Source organism: Acinetobacter sp. S-1 (assembly GCF_059579785.1).
This window is the reverse complement of record NZ_CM184207.1, coordinates 1,357,067-1,373,263: the sequence shown is the minus strand read 5'-3', so window position 1 is coordinate 1,373,263 and position 16,197 is coordinate 1,357,067. Positions and strand designations below refer to the sequence as shown.

Annotated in this window: 16 protein-coding genes; 3 read left to right on the top strand and 13 right to left on the bottom strand. The window is 38.8% G+C overall.

Annotated elements, in window-relative coordinates:
• Positions 1-53 precede the first annotated feature (53 nt).
• From AC52J8_RS06550 to AC52J8_RS06525, 6 genes are all read right to left on the bottom strand, one after another.
• On the bottom strand, positions 54-944 hold the full coding sequence (locus AC52J8_RS06550) for a LysR family transcriptional regulator (protein WP_086399145.1): 891 nt from the start codon (positions 942-944) through the stop codon (positions 54-56).
• Positions 945-1,033: 89 nt separating this feature from the next.
• The gene (locus tag AC52J8_RS06545) at positions 1,034-2,389 is read right to left on the bottom strand and encodes an MFS transporter (RefSeq protein WP_086399146.1); all 1,356 of its coding nucleotides are present in this window, start codon (positions 2,387-2,389) and stop codon (positions 1,034-1,036) included.
• Positions 2,390-2,431: 42 nt separating this feature from the next.
• Positions 2,432-3,709 carry a salicylate 1-monooxygenase gene (gene salA / locus AC52J8_RS06540; protein ID WP_086399147.1) on the bottom strand — a complete coding sequence of 426 codons (1,278 nt, stop codon included), beginning with the start codon at positions 3,707-3,709 and terminating at the stop codon, positions 2,432-2,434.
• Positions 3,710-3,886: 177 nt separating this feature from the next.
• On the bottom strand, positions 3,887-5,260 hold the full coding sequence (locus AC52J8_RS06535) for a PQQ-dependent sugar dehydrogenase (protein WP_086399148.1): 1,374 nt from the start codon (positions 5,258-5,260) through the stop codon (positions 3,887-3,889).
• 171 nt (positions 5,261-5,431) lie between these two features.
• The gene (locus AC52J8_RS06530; RefSeq protein ID WP_086399149.1) at positions 5,432-5,851 is read right to left on the bottom strand and encodes a PH domain-containing protein; all 420 of its coding nucleotides are present in this window, start codon (positions 5,849-5,851) and stop codon (positions 5,432-5,434) included.
• Between the two features lie 58 nt (positions 5,852-5,909).
• Positions 5,910-6,599, bottom strand: a complete 690-nt coding sequence (locus tag AC52J8_RS06525) for an aspartate/glutamate racemase family protein (protein ID WP_086399150.1) — start codon at positions 6,597-6,599, stop codon at positions 5,910-5,912.
• 280 nt (positions 6,600-6,879) lie between these two features.
• Here AC52J8_RS06525 and AC52J8_RS06520 point away from each other — a divergent pair, with 280 nt between their 5' ends.
• Genes AC52J8_RS06520 through AC52J8_RS06510 form a run of 3 tightly spaced genes read left to right on the top strand, consistent with a single transcriptional unit; the run spans position 6,880 to position 8,626 of the window.
• On the top strand, positions 6,880-7,452 hold the full coding sequence (locus AC52J8_RS06520) for a nuclear transport factor 2 family protein (RefSeq protein WP_032010677.1): 573 nt from the start codon (positions 6,880-6,882) through the stop codon (positions 7,450-7,452).
• Complete coding sequence (locus AC52J8_RS06515) at positions 7,419-7,913, top strand: chalcone isomerase family protein (protein WP_086611364.1); 495 nt, start codon at positions 7,419-7,421, stop codon at positions 7,911-7,913. The genes AC52J8_RS06520 and AC52J8_RS06515 overlap by 34 nt, the downstream gene beginning before the upstream one ends.
• 17 nt (positions 7,914-7,930) lie before the next feature.
• Positions 7,931-8,626: a response regulator transcription factor gene (locus tag AC52J8_RS06510; RefSeq protein ID WP_086611365.1), complete on the top strand. Its 696-nt coding sequence runs from the start codon at positions 7,931-7,933 to the stop codon at positions 8,624-8,626.
• Here the strand turns inward: AC52J8_RS06510 and AC52J8_RS06505 are convergent.
• From AC52J8_RS06505 to AC52J8_RS06475, 7 genes are read right to left on the bottom strand one after another with little or no spacing between them, the layout of a single operon-like run.
• Entirely contained in the window at positions 8,623-9,951 is a 1,329-nt protein-coding gene (locus AC52J8_RS06505; RefSeq protein WP_208753321.1) for a sensor histidine kinase, read from the bottom strand. The genes AC52J8_RS06510 and AC52J8_RS06505 overlap by 4 nt on opposite strands.
• Positions 9,952-9,983: 32 nt before the next feature.
• Positions 9,984-11,030 (bottom strand): SAM-dependent methyltransferase, encoded by a 1,047-nt coding sequence (locus AC52J8_RS06500; RefSeq protein ID WP_496538900.1) that lies wholly within the window; start codon positions 11,028-11,030, stop codon positions 9,984-9,986.
• An 8-nt stretch (positions 11,031-11,038) separates the two neighbouring features.
• The gene (locus tag AC52J8_RS06495; RefSeq protein WP_496538899.1) at positions 11,039-11,818 is read right to left on the bottom strand and encodes a DUF1295 domain-containing protein; all 780 of its coding nucleotides are present in this window, start codon (positions 11,816-11,818) and stop codon (positions 11,039-11,041) included.
• Positions 11,819-11,847: 29 nt separating this feature from the next.
• On the bottom strand, positions 11,848-13,047 hold the full coding sequence (locus AC52J8_RS06490; RefSeq protein ID WP_005123685.1) for an SAM-dependent methyltransferase: 1,200 nt from the start codon (positions 13,045-13,047) through the stop codon (positions 11,848-11,850).
• Complete coding sequence (locus tag AC52J8_RS06485) at positions 13,044-13,835, bottom strand: DUF1365 domain-containing protein (RefSeq protein WP_496538898.1); 792 nt, start codon at positions 13,833-13,835, stop codon at positions 13,044-13,046. The genes AC52J8_RS06490 and AC52J8_RS06485 overlap by 4 nt, the downstream gene beginning before the upstream one ends.
• A 21-nt stretch (positions 13,836-13,856) precedes the next feature.
• Positions 13,857-15,119, bottom strand: coding sequence for an NAD(P)/FAD-dependent oxidoreductase (locus tag AC52J8_RS06480; protein ID WP_496538897.1), 1,263 nt, complete (start codon positions 15,117-15,119; stop codon positions 13,857-13,859).
• Positions 15,116-16,087 (bottom strand): acyl-CoA desaturase, encoded by a 972-nt coding sequence (locus AC52J8_RS06475; RefSeq protein ID WP_496538896.1) that lies wholly within the window; start codon positions 16,085-16,087, stop codon positions 15,116-15,118. The genes AC52J8_RS06480 and AC52J8_RS06475 overlap by 4 nt, the downstream gene beginning before the upstream one ends.
• Positions 16,088-16,197 lie beyond the last annotated feature (110 nt).

Below are 16,197 nucleotides of genomic sequence, written 5' to 3'. Positions count from 1 at the left end.
TAGATCAAACCTCTTAATCTGAAAATAAAATTTTAAATAGCTGTAAATAGTTTTTATAAAACTTCAAATATTTGACCGACAGATTGAATCAGCCATTTTCTGGCAATAATATCATCACTACGATTAAACCAGTTCAAGCTCACTTTAAAAGAATCCATAGCAAAAGGTAATTCAAACATTTGGACATTACCATGTGCTAGATAATGCCGAGCTGCTCGCGACGGTAATGTCACTAACATATCTGAACTCTGCAAAACACCTTGTAAAACGCTAAAATGTGGAACTTCTAAACGAATTCGTCGCTTCAAATCCATTGTTTTTAAATATTGTTCAACTTGGATATGCCCTGTTGATGACTTGATGGCAACATGATCTTCTTGTAAATATTGCTCTAACGTCAGTTGCTGTTGTAGCCGTGGATGGTCAGCTCTAGCAATGCATACATATCTTTCTTCAAATAAAGTACGCGTTTCTATTTTGGGCATTATGGTCTGCGTACTATTAAATACGGCTAGATCTAAAAAGCCATCAATAAGCCACTGCTCAACCTTAGACGACTGAATCTCTTCAATCTCAATTTGAATATAGGGTGCTGTTTTCTGCAAAAAAGCCATAAGACTAGGCAAGAGACAAATTTCCCCTGCGTCAGAGAGTCCAATTCGGAAAATTTTATTTGAGTTTTCAGGATGAAATTCCTGTGCTTGAGCAATCGCTGATTCAATATTAAAAATTGCTTGATGAAAAATTGGATAAAGCTCATGTGCAACTTTGGTCGGTTCGACCCCACCTCGGCTTCGGGTAAACAACTCGTCATTTAACTGACGGCGTAAACGGTTCAAATTATAAGTCACAGAAGGCTGACTTAAATTTAATTTATCAGCAGCTTTACTAATATGCCGAGATTCATAAATACAGACAAAAACTTTAATCAAACCTAAATCCATGGCTCTGATCCTTTAAAAACTCTAAACAAAGACTTTAACTTCTTTGTTTAGAGTTTAGTTCCTTTTACAGGAATAAAAATGCTTAATTCTTATGGAGATATACTTGAATTTAGCATTACACGTTTAGTTCGATTGCAAATACTTATGGCAATAACACTTAAGGTTGCTAGCACACAAGGAATGGCTAGCGCGATAAAATTATATTCAATGGGTAGATGCAAACTTAAAAGCCAGCCGCATAAAATCGGTCCTAAAATCGCCCCAATCCGACCTACCCCCAAAGCCATACCAATGCCCGTACTGCGAATTGGTGAAGGATAGAACTGAGCCATATAAGCGAGCAATAAAATTTGCCCACCGATAGACGCTGCACCTGCAATGGCAACACAGAAATATAAAATGACCATGGGTAAAGCATAGCTTAGCAAGTAGAGCGACACTGCACCTGCAAAGAAGAGTGAACAAATGACCTTACCTAAGTGAAAACGATCAGCAAAGTATCCTCCACCGATTGCGCCCAGCATCCCGCCCAAGTTTAGTGCCAGTAAAAAGACCAGACTGGTTGATAAATCATATCCTGCCTCGACCATGAGTTTTGGTATCCAGTTGCCGAGCGCATACACCATGAGTAAAGCCATAAATACACTTAGCCAGAAAAATACAGTGACTAAAGCACGGTTCTCGGTAAATAGAGCAACCAAAGGCCGAGCGGCAGTTTGTTGGTTTTCTTGGTGTAATACGATGCTCGTATGATCAGTTATGCTTTGTTGTGGTGCTAATTGTTGAAGTAAGTCACGCACCTCATTCCATTTTTTCTGGCGAACTAGATAATCGATTGATTCGGGTAAAAATTTCCAAATAATAGGTAATGAAATAAGTGGAATACCCGCCAGAATGAACATGATTTGCCAACCAAATTTAGGAACTAACCACATGCCTAAAAGCGCTGAGCTCATGCCACCAATCGCATAGCCGCTAAACATGAGCGATACCAAAGTTGATCTTAATTTCTTTGGGGCGAATTCGGTCATTAAAGCAATAACGTTCGGCATTACTCCGCCCAAACCGAGGCCGGCAATAAATCGATAAATGGCAAACTCTTTAGGACTGTTGGCAAAACCACATAACACCGTAAAACCACTAAAAATGAAGACACACAGCATAATTAAACGCTTACGGCTAAAGCCATAAGACTCTAATTTATCGGCTAAGCTACCGAAAATCATGGCACCAAACATCATGCCAAATAATGCGACACTGCCCAGCAATCCAGCAGTCATACTATCTAACTGCCAGTGTTGCATAAGCTTGGGTAATGCAACGCCATAAATGACTAAGTCATAGCCATCAAAAATAATTATGAGTGCACTCAGCAAGATCACCCGCCAATGTAATGGCGTTAATCTTGCATCATCAATCAATTGATTTGCATTTAGTTTTTCCATAATTGCTTTCCTTAGCAAATTGTGTGTAAAACAAAAAATTATTTAAATAGTTGCCATTCCTAGCTGATGTAATTGTTGCTGTGCTTCTGCAACATCCTGTTCTAGATCGTGTTGCCATAACCAGTCAAAGCGATGCTCAAGATGTTCACCAATTTCGCCAAATGTTGGGTACTGAGTCGAATAGCACTCATAAATTTCGCCAGATTCTCGAGAGGTTTGCTGAACGCGACAAGCACGTTTTAAACGGAGCTTTTCATATATTGAAGACACATCGGTTAATTGATCTGCTTGTAAGTTCTTTGTCGACAATAAGGCTGCAAGGATTAATGCATCTTCAAGACCTTGGCCTGCTCCTGCACCTTGGTGAGGTAACATAGCATGTGCAGCGTCACCCATAAGAATCACACGTCCCGAGACGCTTTGATAAGTCGAGAGTTCTTCAATTTCATGTAAGGCCCAAATAGTAGGCTGTTCAATTAAACCGAGTAATGTTTGACAGCTTTCACTCCACTCTGAAAAATCGGAAAGCATTTGAGCTTTATCTACAGGTTTGGTCCACGGTGTATCAGCTGGGAGTATCGTATCATCACGGTTTGAGCAGAAAGCAACGATATTAATTTGCTCACCCTTACGAATAGGGAACGTTAAAATATGTTTATCTTTACCCAATAACATTTGGGGAATATCTGCTAAATCTGTATCGCCATTTATTTGCTGCAAAACTTCTTTAAATGAAGCGTGAGAAATAATGCCACGATATGCCCAAGTTCCTGAAAAACGTGGATGAACTGGTGGTAAATGATGAGAAGCTAAAACATATTGGCGAGCCACAGAGCGGATACCGTCAGCCCCGATTAAATAATCACACTCATACTGACAACCATCATTAAAATGCAGAATCACCTGATCATCTTGTTCTTCAATCGCCTCTAGGCGTTTAGAAAAATGGACATTTTGCGTAGGCATGTGAGGAATAATTGCATCTAGAAAATCAGCACGATGAACAGATGACTGCCCTACACCTGTCGCGATAGATGCAGATAAATATTCATCGGTATAACCATTGCGCCATTGAAACCAAACATCTTGAAATGGTGGCGATACTTTATCTGCAATTGCATGATATTCGTTGGCTAAACCTAACAGTTCAATTGCTTTGACTGCATTGGCACCAAAAGAAATCCCTGCCCCAATTTCAGAAAACTGAGGTGCAGATTCAAACATTTGCACATCTAAATGGGCGTGTTTACTTAAATTACTTGCTAAAGCCAGACCAGCAATACCACCACCAACCACAGCAATTCGAATATGTGTATTCATATGTTTGTTCCTTAAACATCATTATCGTTTTCACATATTCATTTTTGAGAAGTTGGCTTATAAAGTCCAATTAGTATTTTTTTTGTTCAGTTATTTAAAAATTAAATAATAGCCATTTAGGCGAGCCTCTATAAAGCTTAAAGGCCGCCCATGCTAATAAATGATTGTTAAAACACTTTATGGTGTGCCTGGCGGGGTTCCAATAGCACGTTTCATTGGAGCTTCATAAGTTGTCTCTGCAACTGGTGAAACACGCCAAATCGTATTGCCTACATCATCTGCAACTAATACAGCACCTGAGAAATCAATTGCTACACCCACAGGGCGACCATACGCTTTGCCTTTATCGCTGAGGAATCCTGTCAAGATATCTTGCGGTGGACCAGAAGGTTGACCACTTCTAAATGGTACAAAAATGACTTTATAACCACTGTGAGGCTTACGGTTCCAAGAACCATGTTGCCCGATAAATGCCCCACCTCTAAATTGTGGCATCAGTTCGGCTGCATAAAATGCAAGGCCTAAAGAAGCCGTATGGTTACCTAGCGCATAGTCGGGTTTAATTGCACGAGCAACCATTTCAGGATTTTGCGGTTTTACTCGCACATCTACATGTTGACCATAGTAGCTATAAGGCCACCCATAAAAACCACCGTCTTGAACCGAAGTCATATAATCGGGTACTAGGTCACTACCGATTTCATCGCGCTCATTAACCACCGTCCAAAGTTTACCGCTTTGAGGTTGCCAAGCCATACCATTTGGATTACGTAGGCCTGCTGCAAATGGGCGAGATTGACCACTTGCAATATCAAACTCTGTAATTTGTGCGCGACCTTTTTCTTGATCTAAACCATTTTCAGCAACATTACTGTTAGAACCGACAGTAATGTAGAGCTTTGTACCTTCGCGATTAGCAATTACATTTTTGGTCCAGTGGTGGTTTAAAGCACCACCCGGTAAGTCCAATACTTTGGTTCCACTGGCTGTAATTTGAGTTTCCCCTTCTTGGTAAGGAAAACGCACCAGTGCATCTGTATTGGCGATATATAAGTTATTACCTACCAATGCCATACCAAATGGAGAATTTAAGTTTTTAAGGAATACCGTTTTCTGGTCAGCGACGCCGTCTCCATTGGTGTCACGAAGTAAACTAATACGGTTTGCGCTCGGATGAGATGAGCCTGCACGCCTCATCACAAAAGTCATGATTTTACCTTTAATACCTTTGCTGTCTTCCGGTTTAGGCGGAGCATCTGTTTCAGCAACCAATACATCGCCATTTGGTAATACATAAAGCCAACGCGGGTGCTCAAGTCCTTTGGCGAAGGCTTTGACCTTTAAACCTTCTGCTGGAGTTGGCATAGCGCCATTTGGCCAGCCCTCTGCTGGGGCTATATTAACGGTCGGTAATAAGCTCGATTTAGGCTCAGGAAGTTTTGGTTCTGGGCCATAACTATCAGTAATTGGATATTGAGAGGATGAAGCACATCCTGCAACAAGAACTACAACTGTAGTGCCTAAAATTGGCATTAAAAAACGTGTAAGCATCTTTTATCTCCATTTTATTTATTCGCAATAAATACAGGTTAATGCTTTAGAAGAGAGACTTATAGTTGATTTATTTAACTGTGCTGAGCATTACAGACCGTATTTTCAAAAATCTAATACATAACTGAGTATTTATTAAGCACTTAATTTACTTTCTTCATTAACTATCAATTAGAACTTGGTCCCAGAACTATTGTTTAAAGTATTTAAAAAGCTCTCTTTATCTTTGGGCGAGATCATTACTGTAGCCATTCTTCCATCTTTCATATAATAAATTTTGAGTCGATCTAGGGATAATGCCGGAGAGGAAAGTGGATTATGAGTAGGTTCTATGCGAGTAATATCATTAATATTAACTTTCCATCGAAATACCAAGCTCTTAATGATTAATGTGTTGTTTTCTACTACGTAATACGTGTTAAAGACCGGAAGCCAAATAACCAAAATGACTAAACTATAAATGAAGAGGTGCTGAAAATTTGAAGCTAAAGAATAATGATGATTTGCTTCATAAATTTTCATAAGGATATTGCCAGTGACAACAATAAATATGAGTAAAAGCCACCAATCAATTTTTGATCTAAATTTCAAAGTTATCCTCCATCTTTAAAATTAATTCCTAACAATTTATTGTTTCTAATTTATCTTCTTAAGTTAAAGCAAAACTTACCGCCTCTTTTGCATGAATGGTCGTAGTGTCAAATAAAGGAACCGAGAATTTAAGCTCACCAATTAACATACAAATTTCAGTACAACCTAAGATAATGCCTTGTGCGCCTTCAGCTATAAGCCTTTCTACAATAGCGATGTACTTTTGCTGAGAATCTGGGTCGATCACACCTAAACACAGCTCTTCATAAATGATGCTATGGACTATTTTTCGGTCGGCTTCATTTGGAATAATCACATCAATTCCATAATCCTGCAATCGAGCTTTATAAAAAGCTTGCTCCATTGTAAAAGCTGTCCCCAACAGTGCAACTTTAGCAATGTTTTGACTCAAAATTTCTTTTGCCGTTGCATCAGCAATGTGTAAGAAAGGAATCGAAATTGAATCTTCAATCTGCGCAGCAATTTTATGCATGGTGTTAGTACACACCAGAATACAATCTGCCCCTGCTTTTTCTAAATTTAGCGCTTGCTCAGCTAAATATGCGCCAGCTTCTTGCCATAAACCCTTCGCTTGCAAGGCTGCTATTTCTTCAAAATCGACACTATTAATAATGACCTTAGCAGAGTGTAATTTTCCTAATTTACGATGAACCATTTTATTGATTTGCTGATAATAAAGCGCTGTAGACTCCCAACTCATTCCGCCTAATAAGCCGATTGTTTGCATTATTGAATCCTTCTATTTATGCAAAACTTATCTATATCTCTTATGGGTAAAGTGCCGCTAGAATAAAATTGCTTTCTTAAATTTTTTCTTGCTTATCTTATTTATTAATCTTAAACGCTGTAAAGTCGATAGAAATTTTTAAGTTGATTAGACCTAGTTTATTAAATTTCCAAAACAGAAAACGCTCTCCATTAAACCCAAATCATGAAACACAAGAATTCACGCAAAATTCACGACCAGCTCTTTAATTTGATCTTATAAAGTTGGCTTGGATATCGACATGAAAATTATAACTACAGCCCTAGGGTTGATTACTTTGGTAGGTTTAACGGCGTGTAAAAGTGTGCCTAGTTACTCAGGTGACTATGGCAAAGCTGAACAAAAAATTACTGGTATAGAATTAGATGACCAACAGGCGCTAGATGTCGGCAATCGTTTTGTCGCTGCATTTAATACGCTCGGCACCCCTTCTTTTGTAAATAATGCCAGCAATCTTTACGCTGATCAGCTCTATATCAACGATACACTCTCGCAGTTCTCTCAAAAGAAAGATCTCATTAAGCATTTTGAAGGCATGAATGCCCGAGTGAGTAATGTCACTGTAAAACTCATTAGTGCAACTCATCACCAAGATACAGCCTACATTCATTGGTACATGACCTATGACTTTAAAATGCTAGGTCGTTCAAAAACCATGGCTTCTTATGGAATTAGTCAGATTAAGATTAATGAACAACAAAAAATTATTTTCCAGCAAGATTATTGGGATCCGGCAAATGGCCTTTACCGTTCTTTACCAATATTTGGAGGAGTATATAAATGGATATTGCCGTTCAAAAAAGTCGAATCTTGATATTTCTGGGAATCTTAATCGTATCTCAAGCGAATGCGGTTGAACTAAAAAAATGTAGTTCAGCTCCTTTAATGGTTACGAGTAAAAAAGTGGGAAATGTCAGTTACTTTGCTGAAGATTGCCTAAAAAATTGGCAAAGCCAAAGCATCAAAATGGACTTTAGCTATAACCGCGATATTCCCGAGTGGGCATTTAAACGCGCAGCAACCCACTTTTTGAAGAAAAATGTTAGCGGCTTTGATTCGAAATCCCCGCTTAATCATATTAATGAACTATATAGGCCAATTAAGAGTGGAGATCTCTATAGTCTCTACTATCAACATGAAAATCAAAAACTAGAATTAAAATTAAACCAGAAGCTACTCGGCTCTTTAAACAATCCGAATGCAAATCAATATTTTAAAATCTGGTTTGGTAACGAACCGTTTAATGCTAAATTAAAACAACAACTATTAAATTAATGGCTTAATAAAATCTCATGGGTAATCACTTTATCCTCATGGTTGAGGACCATTTTGAACTTGCAGCAACGGTCTGCGAATTTCTTGAAGTGCATGGTTATGTTGTCGATCATGCACGTAATTTAGATGCTGCACGGACTTTTCTCAAATCTCAGCATTATCATCTTTTGTTGCTAGATATAAATTTGCCCGATGGCTCGGGTTATGACCTATGCAACTGGCTACGCACTGAACAAGGCGTTGATATTCCTGTTCTTATGCTCACAGCAAGAGATACTTTAGATGACAAACTTAAAGGTTTTACTGCTGGCACAGATGATTATTTGGTAAAACCTTTTGATTTTAATGAACTAGTGATGCGGATTCGTGCATTAATAAAAAGAGCAGCTGGCGAAGTCACTCACCATAAAATTCAAATTCACGACTTAATTCTTGATAGCGCAACTCAAACCGTGGTTCGTGCTGGAAATAATATCGAGTTACCCCCTATTCAATTCAAACTATTAAAAATTTTGATGCGCCATTCTCCAAAAGTGGTGACCAAGCAAGAACTGATGATGGAATTATGGGGTGATGAAGAGCCTGAAAGTGATGCGTTACGCAGTCACATTTATAACTTAAGAAAAATGGTTGATAAACCTTTTGACCCAAAGCTATTACATACAGTGGCAGGTGTCGGTTTAAAAATTGCTTTGGAAGATTCCGCGACTTAACTTAAATAGACCACAACAATTAAGCCTGTGGTTGGCTCCAAATCGAGTTCAGGATGAGTGGTTAAATAATATTGTCGATCAAACAGCTCCACTCTCCATCCTAATTGCTTGCAAAGCTTTTGTACCAATTGCAAACCAATGCCATGACCTTTAGCCTTTAAGGAAAGTTGTGAATCGCTGAGCTCTTGCACTTTGACATCGTTGGGTAAAGAAATTCCAATTCCATTATCAGCAATAATCAGGCTGTTTTTTTGTTGAATGATATCGATTTGTGAGCCTTGAGAATAGTTCAGCGCATTACGTAAAATATTACCTAAAACCATTTGAGTCATCGAAGGATATAACCAACGTGGCTGCTCAGAAACGTCAGGTTGAATATTAATCTGTATCCCTTTAGCTACACTCACCGCTTCTAAACTTTCAACAAGATCTTTTACCGTTTTGGATAATAAATTTTTCTCAGACGGCAAGCTTTTTACCGTATTCCGGGCAATCGCCAGTAAGGTATCGACGAGCAACTGCATATCTTCAATTGTGTTATGAAGACGAACTAAAGATTTATCGTCTCCGTATTTCGCCTGACACAGTTGTACATTACCTTTCAAAATGGTGAGTGGAGTGCGTAACTCATGGCTCACATCTCCAGTAAATTCTCTTTCACGTCGAATAAAATCACTTAAAACTTGATGATATTTTTCTAAAGCTTGTTTGAGATATTCGGCTTCCATGTTGCCATTGGTATTAATATCTCTAAAAGGAGATGCCTGAGTATCTTGATGTGCCCAATCAATATTTTCTAAAGCGTTCGCTAAGCGCGTAATTGGGGAAAAATAGCGTCGTGCTCTTCGGTTTGACCACCATAAAAAGCTATATAAAACAGATAAGCTGAACATGAGGGGAGCAAGACCAAATAACCAGATCAGCTTATTAACATTGCTTTCGCCAAATACCAACAGAACATGCTGACCATTACGCTCACCATAGACGGTCATTCGTTCTTTACCATCAACGAATACTCGGTGCACGCCACTCTCTAAATGCATGCCCCGAAAAGGTTGAGGCGCGACCTGTGTATTCCACCGATATCCATATAAATTTTTAGTATCTGGTAAATCAGCATTTGGGTTACGTTCTATACGTAACCAGTAATGCTCCATTTCCTGTTCTAAAGCGGTTTTAAGTAAAGAGCCCTTAATCACCCAAGCACTACAAGCCAACCCGACCACGATCGATAATGCAATCAGACCAATCTGCAACCAGTAATATCGATTGAACATTTGGGCTAATGGATGACTCGCTTTGCCATCATGTCGATTTTTTATCATATCTTTATCGCCGGGATAGGCTATAGAAATTACTATGATCGCTTTTTAAATAAAAAGTGACCAATGACCCATTCTTGACCTTGCTCAAAACCAAATAACTCAGCACAAGCCATGAAGAAAATACGCCAGCGTTGCCACCAAATATTGGCATCTTTTCCATAGATTTTTTTAAACAGGGGCTTCAGTTCGACTTCTTGATTATCCATATTATCAAGCCAAGCATTTGCCGTTCTCATATAGTGCTCACCCGACCACTGCCACTGTTGAGCCAACTCTAAATGCTCTTGAAAATGCAAAAAAGTCGAAGTCGAAGGCATTAACCCGCCAGTAAAGAAATACTTGGACATCCAATCATAATCTGATTTCACTTCAAAAGGATAATGTAAAAAGCGATGGCAAAAAATATGACACCAAAGTAAGCCGCCTGCCTTTAACCAGCCCTGAATTTTTTCAAAAAGACGTTGGTAATTACGGACGTGTTCAAACATTTCGACCGATACAACACGATCAAACTTGTCTTGGTCTAATTCAAGTACATTCACATCACAGGTAAGCACTTCAACGTTGGTTAGCCCCCTTAACTCTGCTTGCCGAAGAATATGCTTTTTCTGCGTTGCAGAATTTGAAACAGCCGTAATCTGTGAGCGCGGATAGTTTTCTGCCATCCACAAAGTTAAAGAACCCCAGCCACAGCCTAACTCTAAAATCTGTTGACCGTTTTTAAGTTGTGCTCTTTCACAATAAATCTGAAGAGCCAACTCTTCTGCCTGATCTAAAGTTGTGGTTTTAGTCGGGAAATAGCACGCACTATATTTGAGTCTTTTTCCAAGCACCGACTGAAAAAACTCGGTCGGCAATTCATAGTGCTGCTCGTTTGCCTTATCCGTTTCAACGGCGATTTCGCTCTTCTTCAGCATATTAAGCACATCCATGTAGCGCTGCGCCCCTTGTTCAGGGTCATAACGGCCTTCTTGGATTAAGCGCTTTTTACTTAAAGCACGAATTGCAGCTCGAATTGCATGATCTGGAATCACACCACTTTCAACAATTTTCAAAGACTGATGAACAATAAAATCCATATGCGCACCTATTTTTTGGGTTTTCGCGGAATAAACATTGATGTTTTTTGTTGATAATCAAGATAATTTTGACCGCGACTTTTAATTGCTTGTTTTTCACTAAATGGAATACCCGTGACGTAATATAAAAATAGCCACATCAGTAACGGATAAATCCACAATACATATTGGCCTGCTGCTAAACCAATAATTGGATAGGCAAACCAGTGTAACCATTCAAAAAAATAATTGGGGTGACGTGAATAACGCCATAAACCCTGATCCATCGTTTTGCCATGATGATCTGGATTTAATTTAAATCGGTATAATTGCTGATCAGCGAGTTGTTCTCCAATGAAAGCAATTGCCATGATGACAGCTGCAATTACTAAAGCGACTTTATATCCACTACTCCATTCAGTTGCCTCTACATTGAGGAGTATCCACATCGGCAAAAAGAACAAAAGCACTAAAAGTGTTTGAAAGATAAAAAAGAATAAAAAGCCAATATGCTGAAACTTACCCATCGCTTTACGCATGCTCGCGTAACGTCCATCTTCTTTTTGTTCAGATTGATAACGTCTTAACAGGTGCCAAAATAATCTTAAAAACCATAAGCCGCTAAAAATACCGATAAAAAGACGCACTTCAACTGGGGCAACTGAAATGAGTAAAGAAGACACAATAATGTTTACTGCCAGACAGAAACACCATGCAGCATCTACAATTCCAGCTCTGCCATTTAGAGTGGCAAGTAGCCAGCTCAGCAACATGATCATTAAATCTAGAATCAGTAAATTCCAAAACATGAGCAGTCTCCTTACTTGAGCTGTTTGATTTAGTAGCTGGTACTTTCAAACAACAAGTGAACATTGCTTATCACGCCTTCTTTAAAACCACCTTCGCAATAACATAAATAAAAATCCCACATGCGAATGAAGTTTTCATCAAAACCTAGAGCCAATACTTGTTCCCGCGCTGCTAAAAAACGCGCTCGCCAGTGATGAAGTGTTTGCGCATAACTTAAACCAATATCATTTAAATGCTTTAACCTTAAACCACTTTCAGAAGCAGTTTGAGTTAATACACTTATGCTAGGAATAAAGCTACCCGGGAAAATATAGCGCTTAATATAATCAACTGTATTTAATGCTTTTTTATATCGGAAATCTTCAATGGTAATGGCTTGAATAAATGCCAAGCCTTTCGGTTTTAAGAGTGCTTTACATTGATCAAAGTATGTCGATAAATATTGCGCACCAACTGCCTCAACCATTTCAATTGAAACCAGCTTATCGAACTTGCCTTCGAGCAAACGGTAGTCTTTAAGTTGCACATCAATTCGATGCGCCAAGCCAGCTTCATTTACACGAGTAACGGCTTCATCATATTGAGCTTGTGAAATGGTAATGGTGGTTACTCTACAGCCATAATGTTGAGCTGCATAAATGGCAAAACCACCCCACCCACTTCCAATTTCAACTAAATGATCTAGTGGTTTTAAATCTAACTTTTTACAAATGATCTCTTTTTTTAAATCAGATGCTTCTTCGAGAGTCATGTTTTCATTTTCAAAAACGGCGCTCGAATACATTAAAGATGGATCTAAAAATAATTTAAAAAAGTCGTTGCTTAAGTCGTAGTGCTCGGCAATATTTTTACGGCTACCACTTATAGAATTTTTTCGATTTTGATACCACGCTTTAAGAAAAAACTGGCTCGCTTGAGCAATAACATTCTGGTTGATTTGGTCCAATACAGCTCGATTACGTGCCAAGATCTGAATCAACTCGACAAGGTGCTCGCTGCTCCAGTCACCACGAATGTAGCCTTCTGCTGCTCCCAAAACACCATTTTTTAAAATCAGATCCATCAATAAAGGATTGTGAACTTCAATCACAGCATGTAAGTCTGAAACTTCACCGACCGTCCCATTCCATGCGCCCTGAAAAGTGATCTGTCCATGACGTAGTTTGAGAAGACTCTTGAGCAGTAACGGTAGTGAGTCATCTTCACCATAAAGAAATGTTTTTATCATGTCTTATCTACCTTGATCTTTTTAGGATAACGATAAAATGGAACTTTTTTTCGCCACAACTTAAATGCCTCTAAATATATTGAAAACAACATTTTAAAAGGCGCTAGGCTGTTCATAAGAGCATATCGATATTGCTGTGAAGGAAATGTGATGGGCACAAGTTCAAAGCGCATAGTGGCATCGAAGAGTTGTTTTTGTTCTTCAAAGAGCTGCATATGAATGACATTTTGCTGATCTGAAAAACTAAACCGCCAGTGATAATTCAACTGCATGGGCATGAACGGCGAAACATGAAATGATTTTTCAAAATGAAAATCAAAACTCTGATAATCACCCATATTTTTTTGTTGTTTTGAGCAGTCGTGTATATAAACTTTTCGTTCATTCCACGGGGTATTGGTAATTTCACTGACAATAAATACGGGTTTTCCGGTTTTATTTAAAACAAAATAAAATACGACCGAATTAAACCGAAAGCCCAAACAACGAGGCAAAGCCAAGACTCGGATTTGCCAGTCTGGTCGAAGATGTGAGTTGTTATTTTGCAGTATCGCTTTCTCGACTCGATCCTTTATAGAACCGCGATACATATTTAAAAAATCTTTTTCAGATAGTGTTAGTACATTCCAATGATCGGTCGACCAAAGTGAGCAATCTTTTGTAATATCATCTAATTGGTCTGGATCGAACCATAAATAATTTAAGGTCGATGTAAACTCATGCGGTTTCGGGCTATAGCGTCTGTGACGAATAAGTGCAGGAGCGATAGCAAGTTTATTTAATAACATTTGAAAGCTCCTTACCTATTTTTATAACGCTAAGAGTTGCTCTACAACACGTGCTGCACTGCGGGCACCATCTTCATGAAACCCCCAACCCCAATACGCTCCACAAAACGAAGTACGATTTTGCCCATTAATTTCGTACCAACGAGATTGAGCTTGAATCGCTTTTGCATCAAATACGGGATGCCGGTATTGCCGCTCAACCAAGATGTCTTCGGCTTTGATTTTCATATTCGGATTTAAAGTAGAAAAAATTTGAGTAGCGCAGGATAAATTCTGCAAATTATTCATCCAGTAGGTAAAACCATAATGTATGTCGGACTCATCGTTTTGAACTTGAGATTTTGGTGTTACATGTACATGCCAGCTTGCCCACTGCAAACGGCTTTTAGGCATAATTGAAAGATCACGATGGACGACCATTCGATTATCTTGATAACCAAATTGGCTTAATATTTCTTGTTCAAGCTCCGACGCATCTTTAATTAAACTTAGGCTATCGTCAGCGTGGCTCGCAAAAATCACCCAGTCATATTGCTCTTGCCCTTCAACAGTTTCGATTAAAACTGTTTCTGGTGAACGGCTCACAGCTTTTACTTCTGCAAATTTCCACTCAATGGATGGGCAACTCTTTTGAATAGCACGAATGTAACTTGCTGAGCCGTGTTTAACTGTTTGCCATTGTGGGCGGTCTTTTAACTGCAACATGCGGTGATGTTGAAAAAAGCTCACCACAAATCGGTATGGAATTTGTCCTACTTGCTCAACGGGTGCCGACCATAAGGCACCGCACATCGGATAAAGATGCTCATAACGAAACTCATGACTATATTTGTGAAGGTCCAAATACTCTTCAATCGATAAATTAGGATCAATATCTGTAACATCCATATCTTTATTGTCATCATAAAAGCGCAGCAAATCTGAGAGCATTTGCAGAAATTTTCGGTTTAAAAAGTTCTGCGGACGGGCAAAGAGCGACCATTTTTTTGAAGGATTATATTGAAGTCCACTGACCAGATTATTTACTGAAAAACTCATATCGCTACTTTGAGTTTCTACACCTAATTTTTTAAGCATGTTGGTAAATAACGGATAGTTATAGTTATTAAAAACGATAAAACCACTATCTACCGCGACTTTAGTGCCTTCTATCTCTAGCTCGTGAGTGTCAGTATGACCGCCAAAATAGTTATTTTTTTCAAACACAGTGACCTGATGTTGTTTTGACAATCTCCAAGCTGCGTAAAGTCCAGATATACCTGAACCAATAATGGCAATTTTCATAACACTTCACCGTTTTCAATTTTTTCTATCGATAAGTCTTTAATCTTTTTATATTGATAAACCTTGTCTGGTACGGGCTTTAGCCCCCACACCAAACCAAATAAAGACATCAGTTTGAGCAAATAAAACGTGATATCAATCTGCCACCAATAAAAGCCTTGTCGCACACTGCCTGCGTAAAAGTGATGGTTGTTGTGCCATCCTTCACCCAAGGTAATTAAAGAAAGTAGAAAATTATTACGGCTATCATCTGGGGTATTAAACTCACGTGAGCCATAACGATGAGCGAGTGAATTAATACACAAAGTTGCATGTGTTAATAGAACAGTGGAAATCACAAATCCCCACACTAAAAGTTGTAAGCCATTGGTGCCCAACTCAGGAAAATGTTGTGCAAGCCACGAACCTAAACCATAAATTGCTAAGGCCGTCAAAATCACAATAGGCAAACTAAATCGATCTAGCCAAATCAGCTCAGGATATTTCAACCAGTCTTTAATGACTTTTTTTCGAGTAGCAAAATTTTGCTCATTTAAAAACCAGCCTACATGCGAATACCAAAAACCTGCTTTTGCTGAATGCGGGTCCTGATCGGTGTCGGTAAAATGGTGATGATAACGGTGATGTGCTGCCCACCATAATGGTCCGCGCTGCGCACTCATGGTTCCGATCAGTGCAAAAATGAATTGAACAATACGTGATGTCTGAAAAGTTTTATGCGAAAGATAGCGGTGGAAAAAAGCAGTAATTGCAAACATGCGAATAAAATAAAACCCCAGCATGAAAACAACCGCGAACCAAGATACGCCCACCCAAAACGCAGCTAAACAAGCGATATGCAGTAAAATAAAAGGAATAATTCTTAACCATTGAATTTTCTTTTCAATGACATATTCGCTAGAAGCACCCACTTGCGCATTTTCTGAATCTGACCAGCTATCGATCCAGCGCAGAAAAAATTTAGACATTGATTCTTCCTGATCTAAAGCATTTCTTTTGGTTCTAATTTAGAAAATGCGCAATGAATTTTATGTGAAGTTCACTCGGTTACGAGATAAATATAAGCATCTACGCAACC

Bases quoted from the DNA above. Each gene is read 5' to 3' on its own strand.
- AC52J8_RS06520 (WP_032010677.1), top strand. From the start codon at position 6,880: ATGAAAATTATAACTACAGCCCTAGGGTTGATTACTTTGGTAGGTTTA.
- AC52J8_RS06480 (WP_496538897.1), bottom strand. From the start codon at position 15,119: ATGAAAATTGCCATTATTGGTTCAGGTATATCTGGACTTTACGCAGCT.
- AC52J8_RS06510 (WP_086611365.1), top strand. From the start codon at position 7,931: ATGGGTAATCACTTTATCCTCATGGTTGAGGACCATTTTGAACTTGCA.
- AC52J8_RS06475 (WP_496538896.1), bottom strand. From the start codon at position 16,087: ATGTCTAAATTTTTTCTGCGCTGGATCGATAGCTGGTCAGATTCAGAA.
- AC52J8_RS06490 (WP_005123685.1), bottom strand. From the start codon at position 13,047: ATGATAAAAACATTTCTTTATGGTGAAGATGACTCACTACCGTTACTG.
- AC52J8_RS06500 (WP_496538900.1), bottom strand. From the start codon at position 11,030: ATGGATTTTATTGTTCATCAGTCTTTGAAAATTGTTGAAAGTGGTGTG.
- AC52J8_RS06485 (WP_496538898.1), bottom strand. From the start codon at position 13,835: ATGTTATTAAATAAACTTGCTATCGCTCCTGCACTTATTCGTCACAGA.
- AC52J8_RS06535 (WP_086399148.1), bottom strand. From the start codon at position 5,260: ATGCTTACACGTTTTTTAATGCCAATTTTAGGCACTACAGTTGTAGTT.
- AC52J8_RS06550 (WP_086399145.1), bottom strand. From the start codon at position 944: ATGGATTTAGGTTTGATTAAAGTTTTTGTCTGTATTTATGAATCTCGG.
- AC52J8_RS06525 (WP_086399150.1), bottom strand. From the start codon at position 6,599: ATGCAAACAATCGGCTTATTAGGCGGAATGAGTTGGGAGTCTACAGCG.
- AC52J8_RS06545 (WP_086399146.1), bottom strand. From the start codon at position 2,389: ATGGAAAAACTAAATGCAAATCAATTGATTGATGATGCAAGATTAACG.
- AC52J8_RS06515 (WP_086611364.1), top strand. From the start codon at position 7,419: ATGGATATTGCCGTTCAAAAAAGTCGAATCTTGATATTTCTGGGAATC.
- AC52J8_RS06505 (WP_208753321.1), bottom strand. From the start codon at position 9,951: ATGATAAAAAATCGACATGATGGCAAAGCGAGTCATCCATTAGCCCAA.
- AC52J8_RS06495 (WP_496538899.1), bottom strand. From the start codon at position 11,818: ATGTTTTGGAATTTACTGATTCTAGATTTAATGATCATGTTGCTGAGC.
- salA (WP_086399147.1), bottom strand. From the start codon at position 3,709: ATGAATACACATATTCGAATTGCTGTGGTTGGTGGTGGTATTGCTGGT.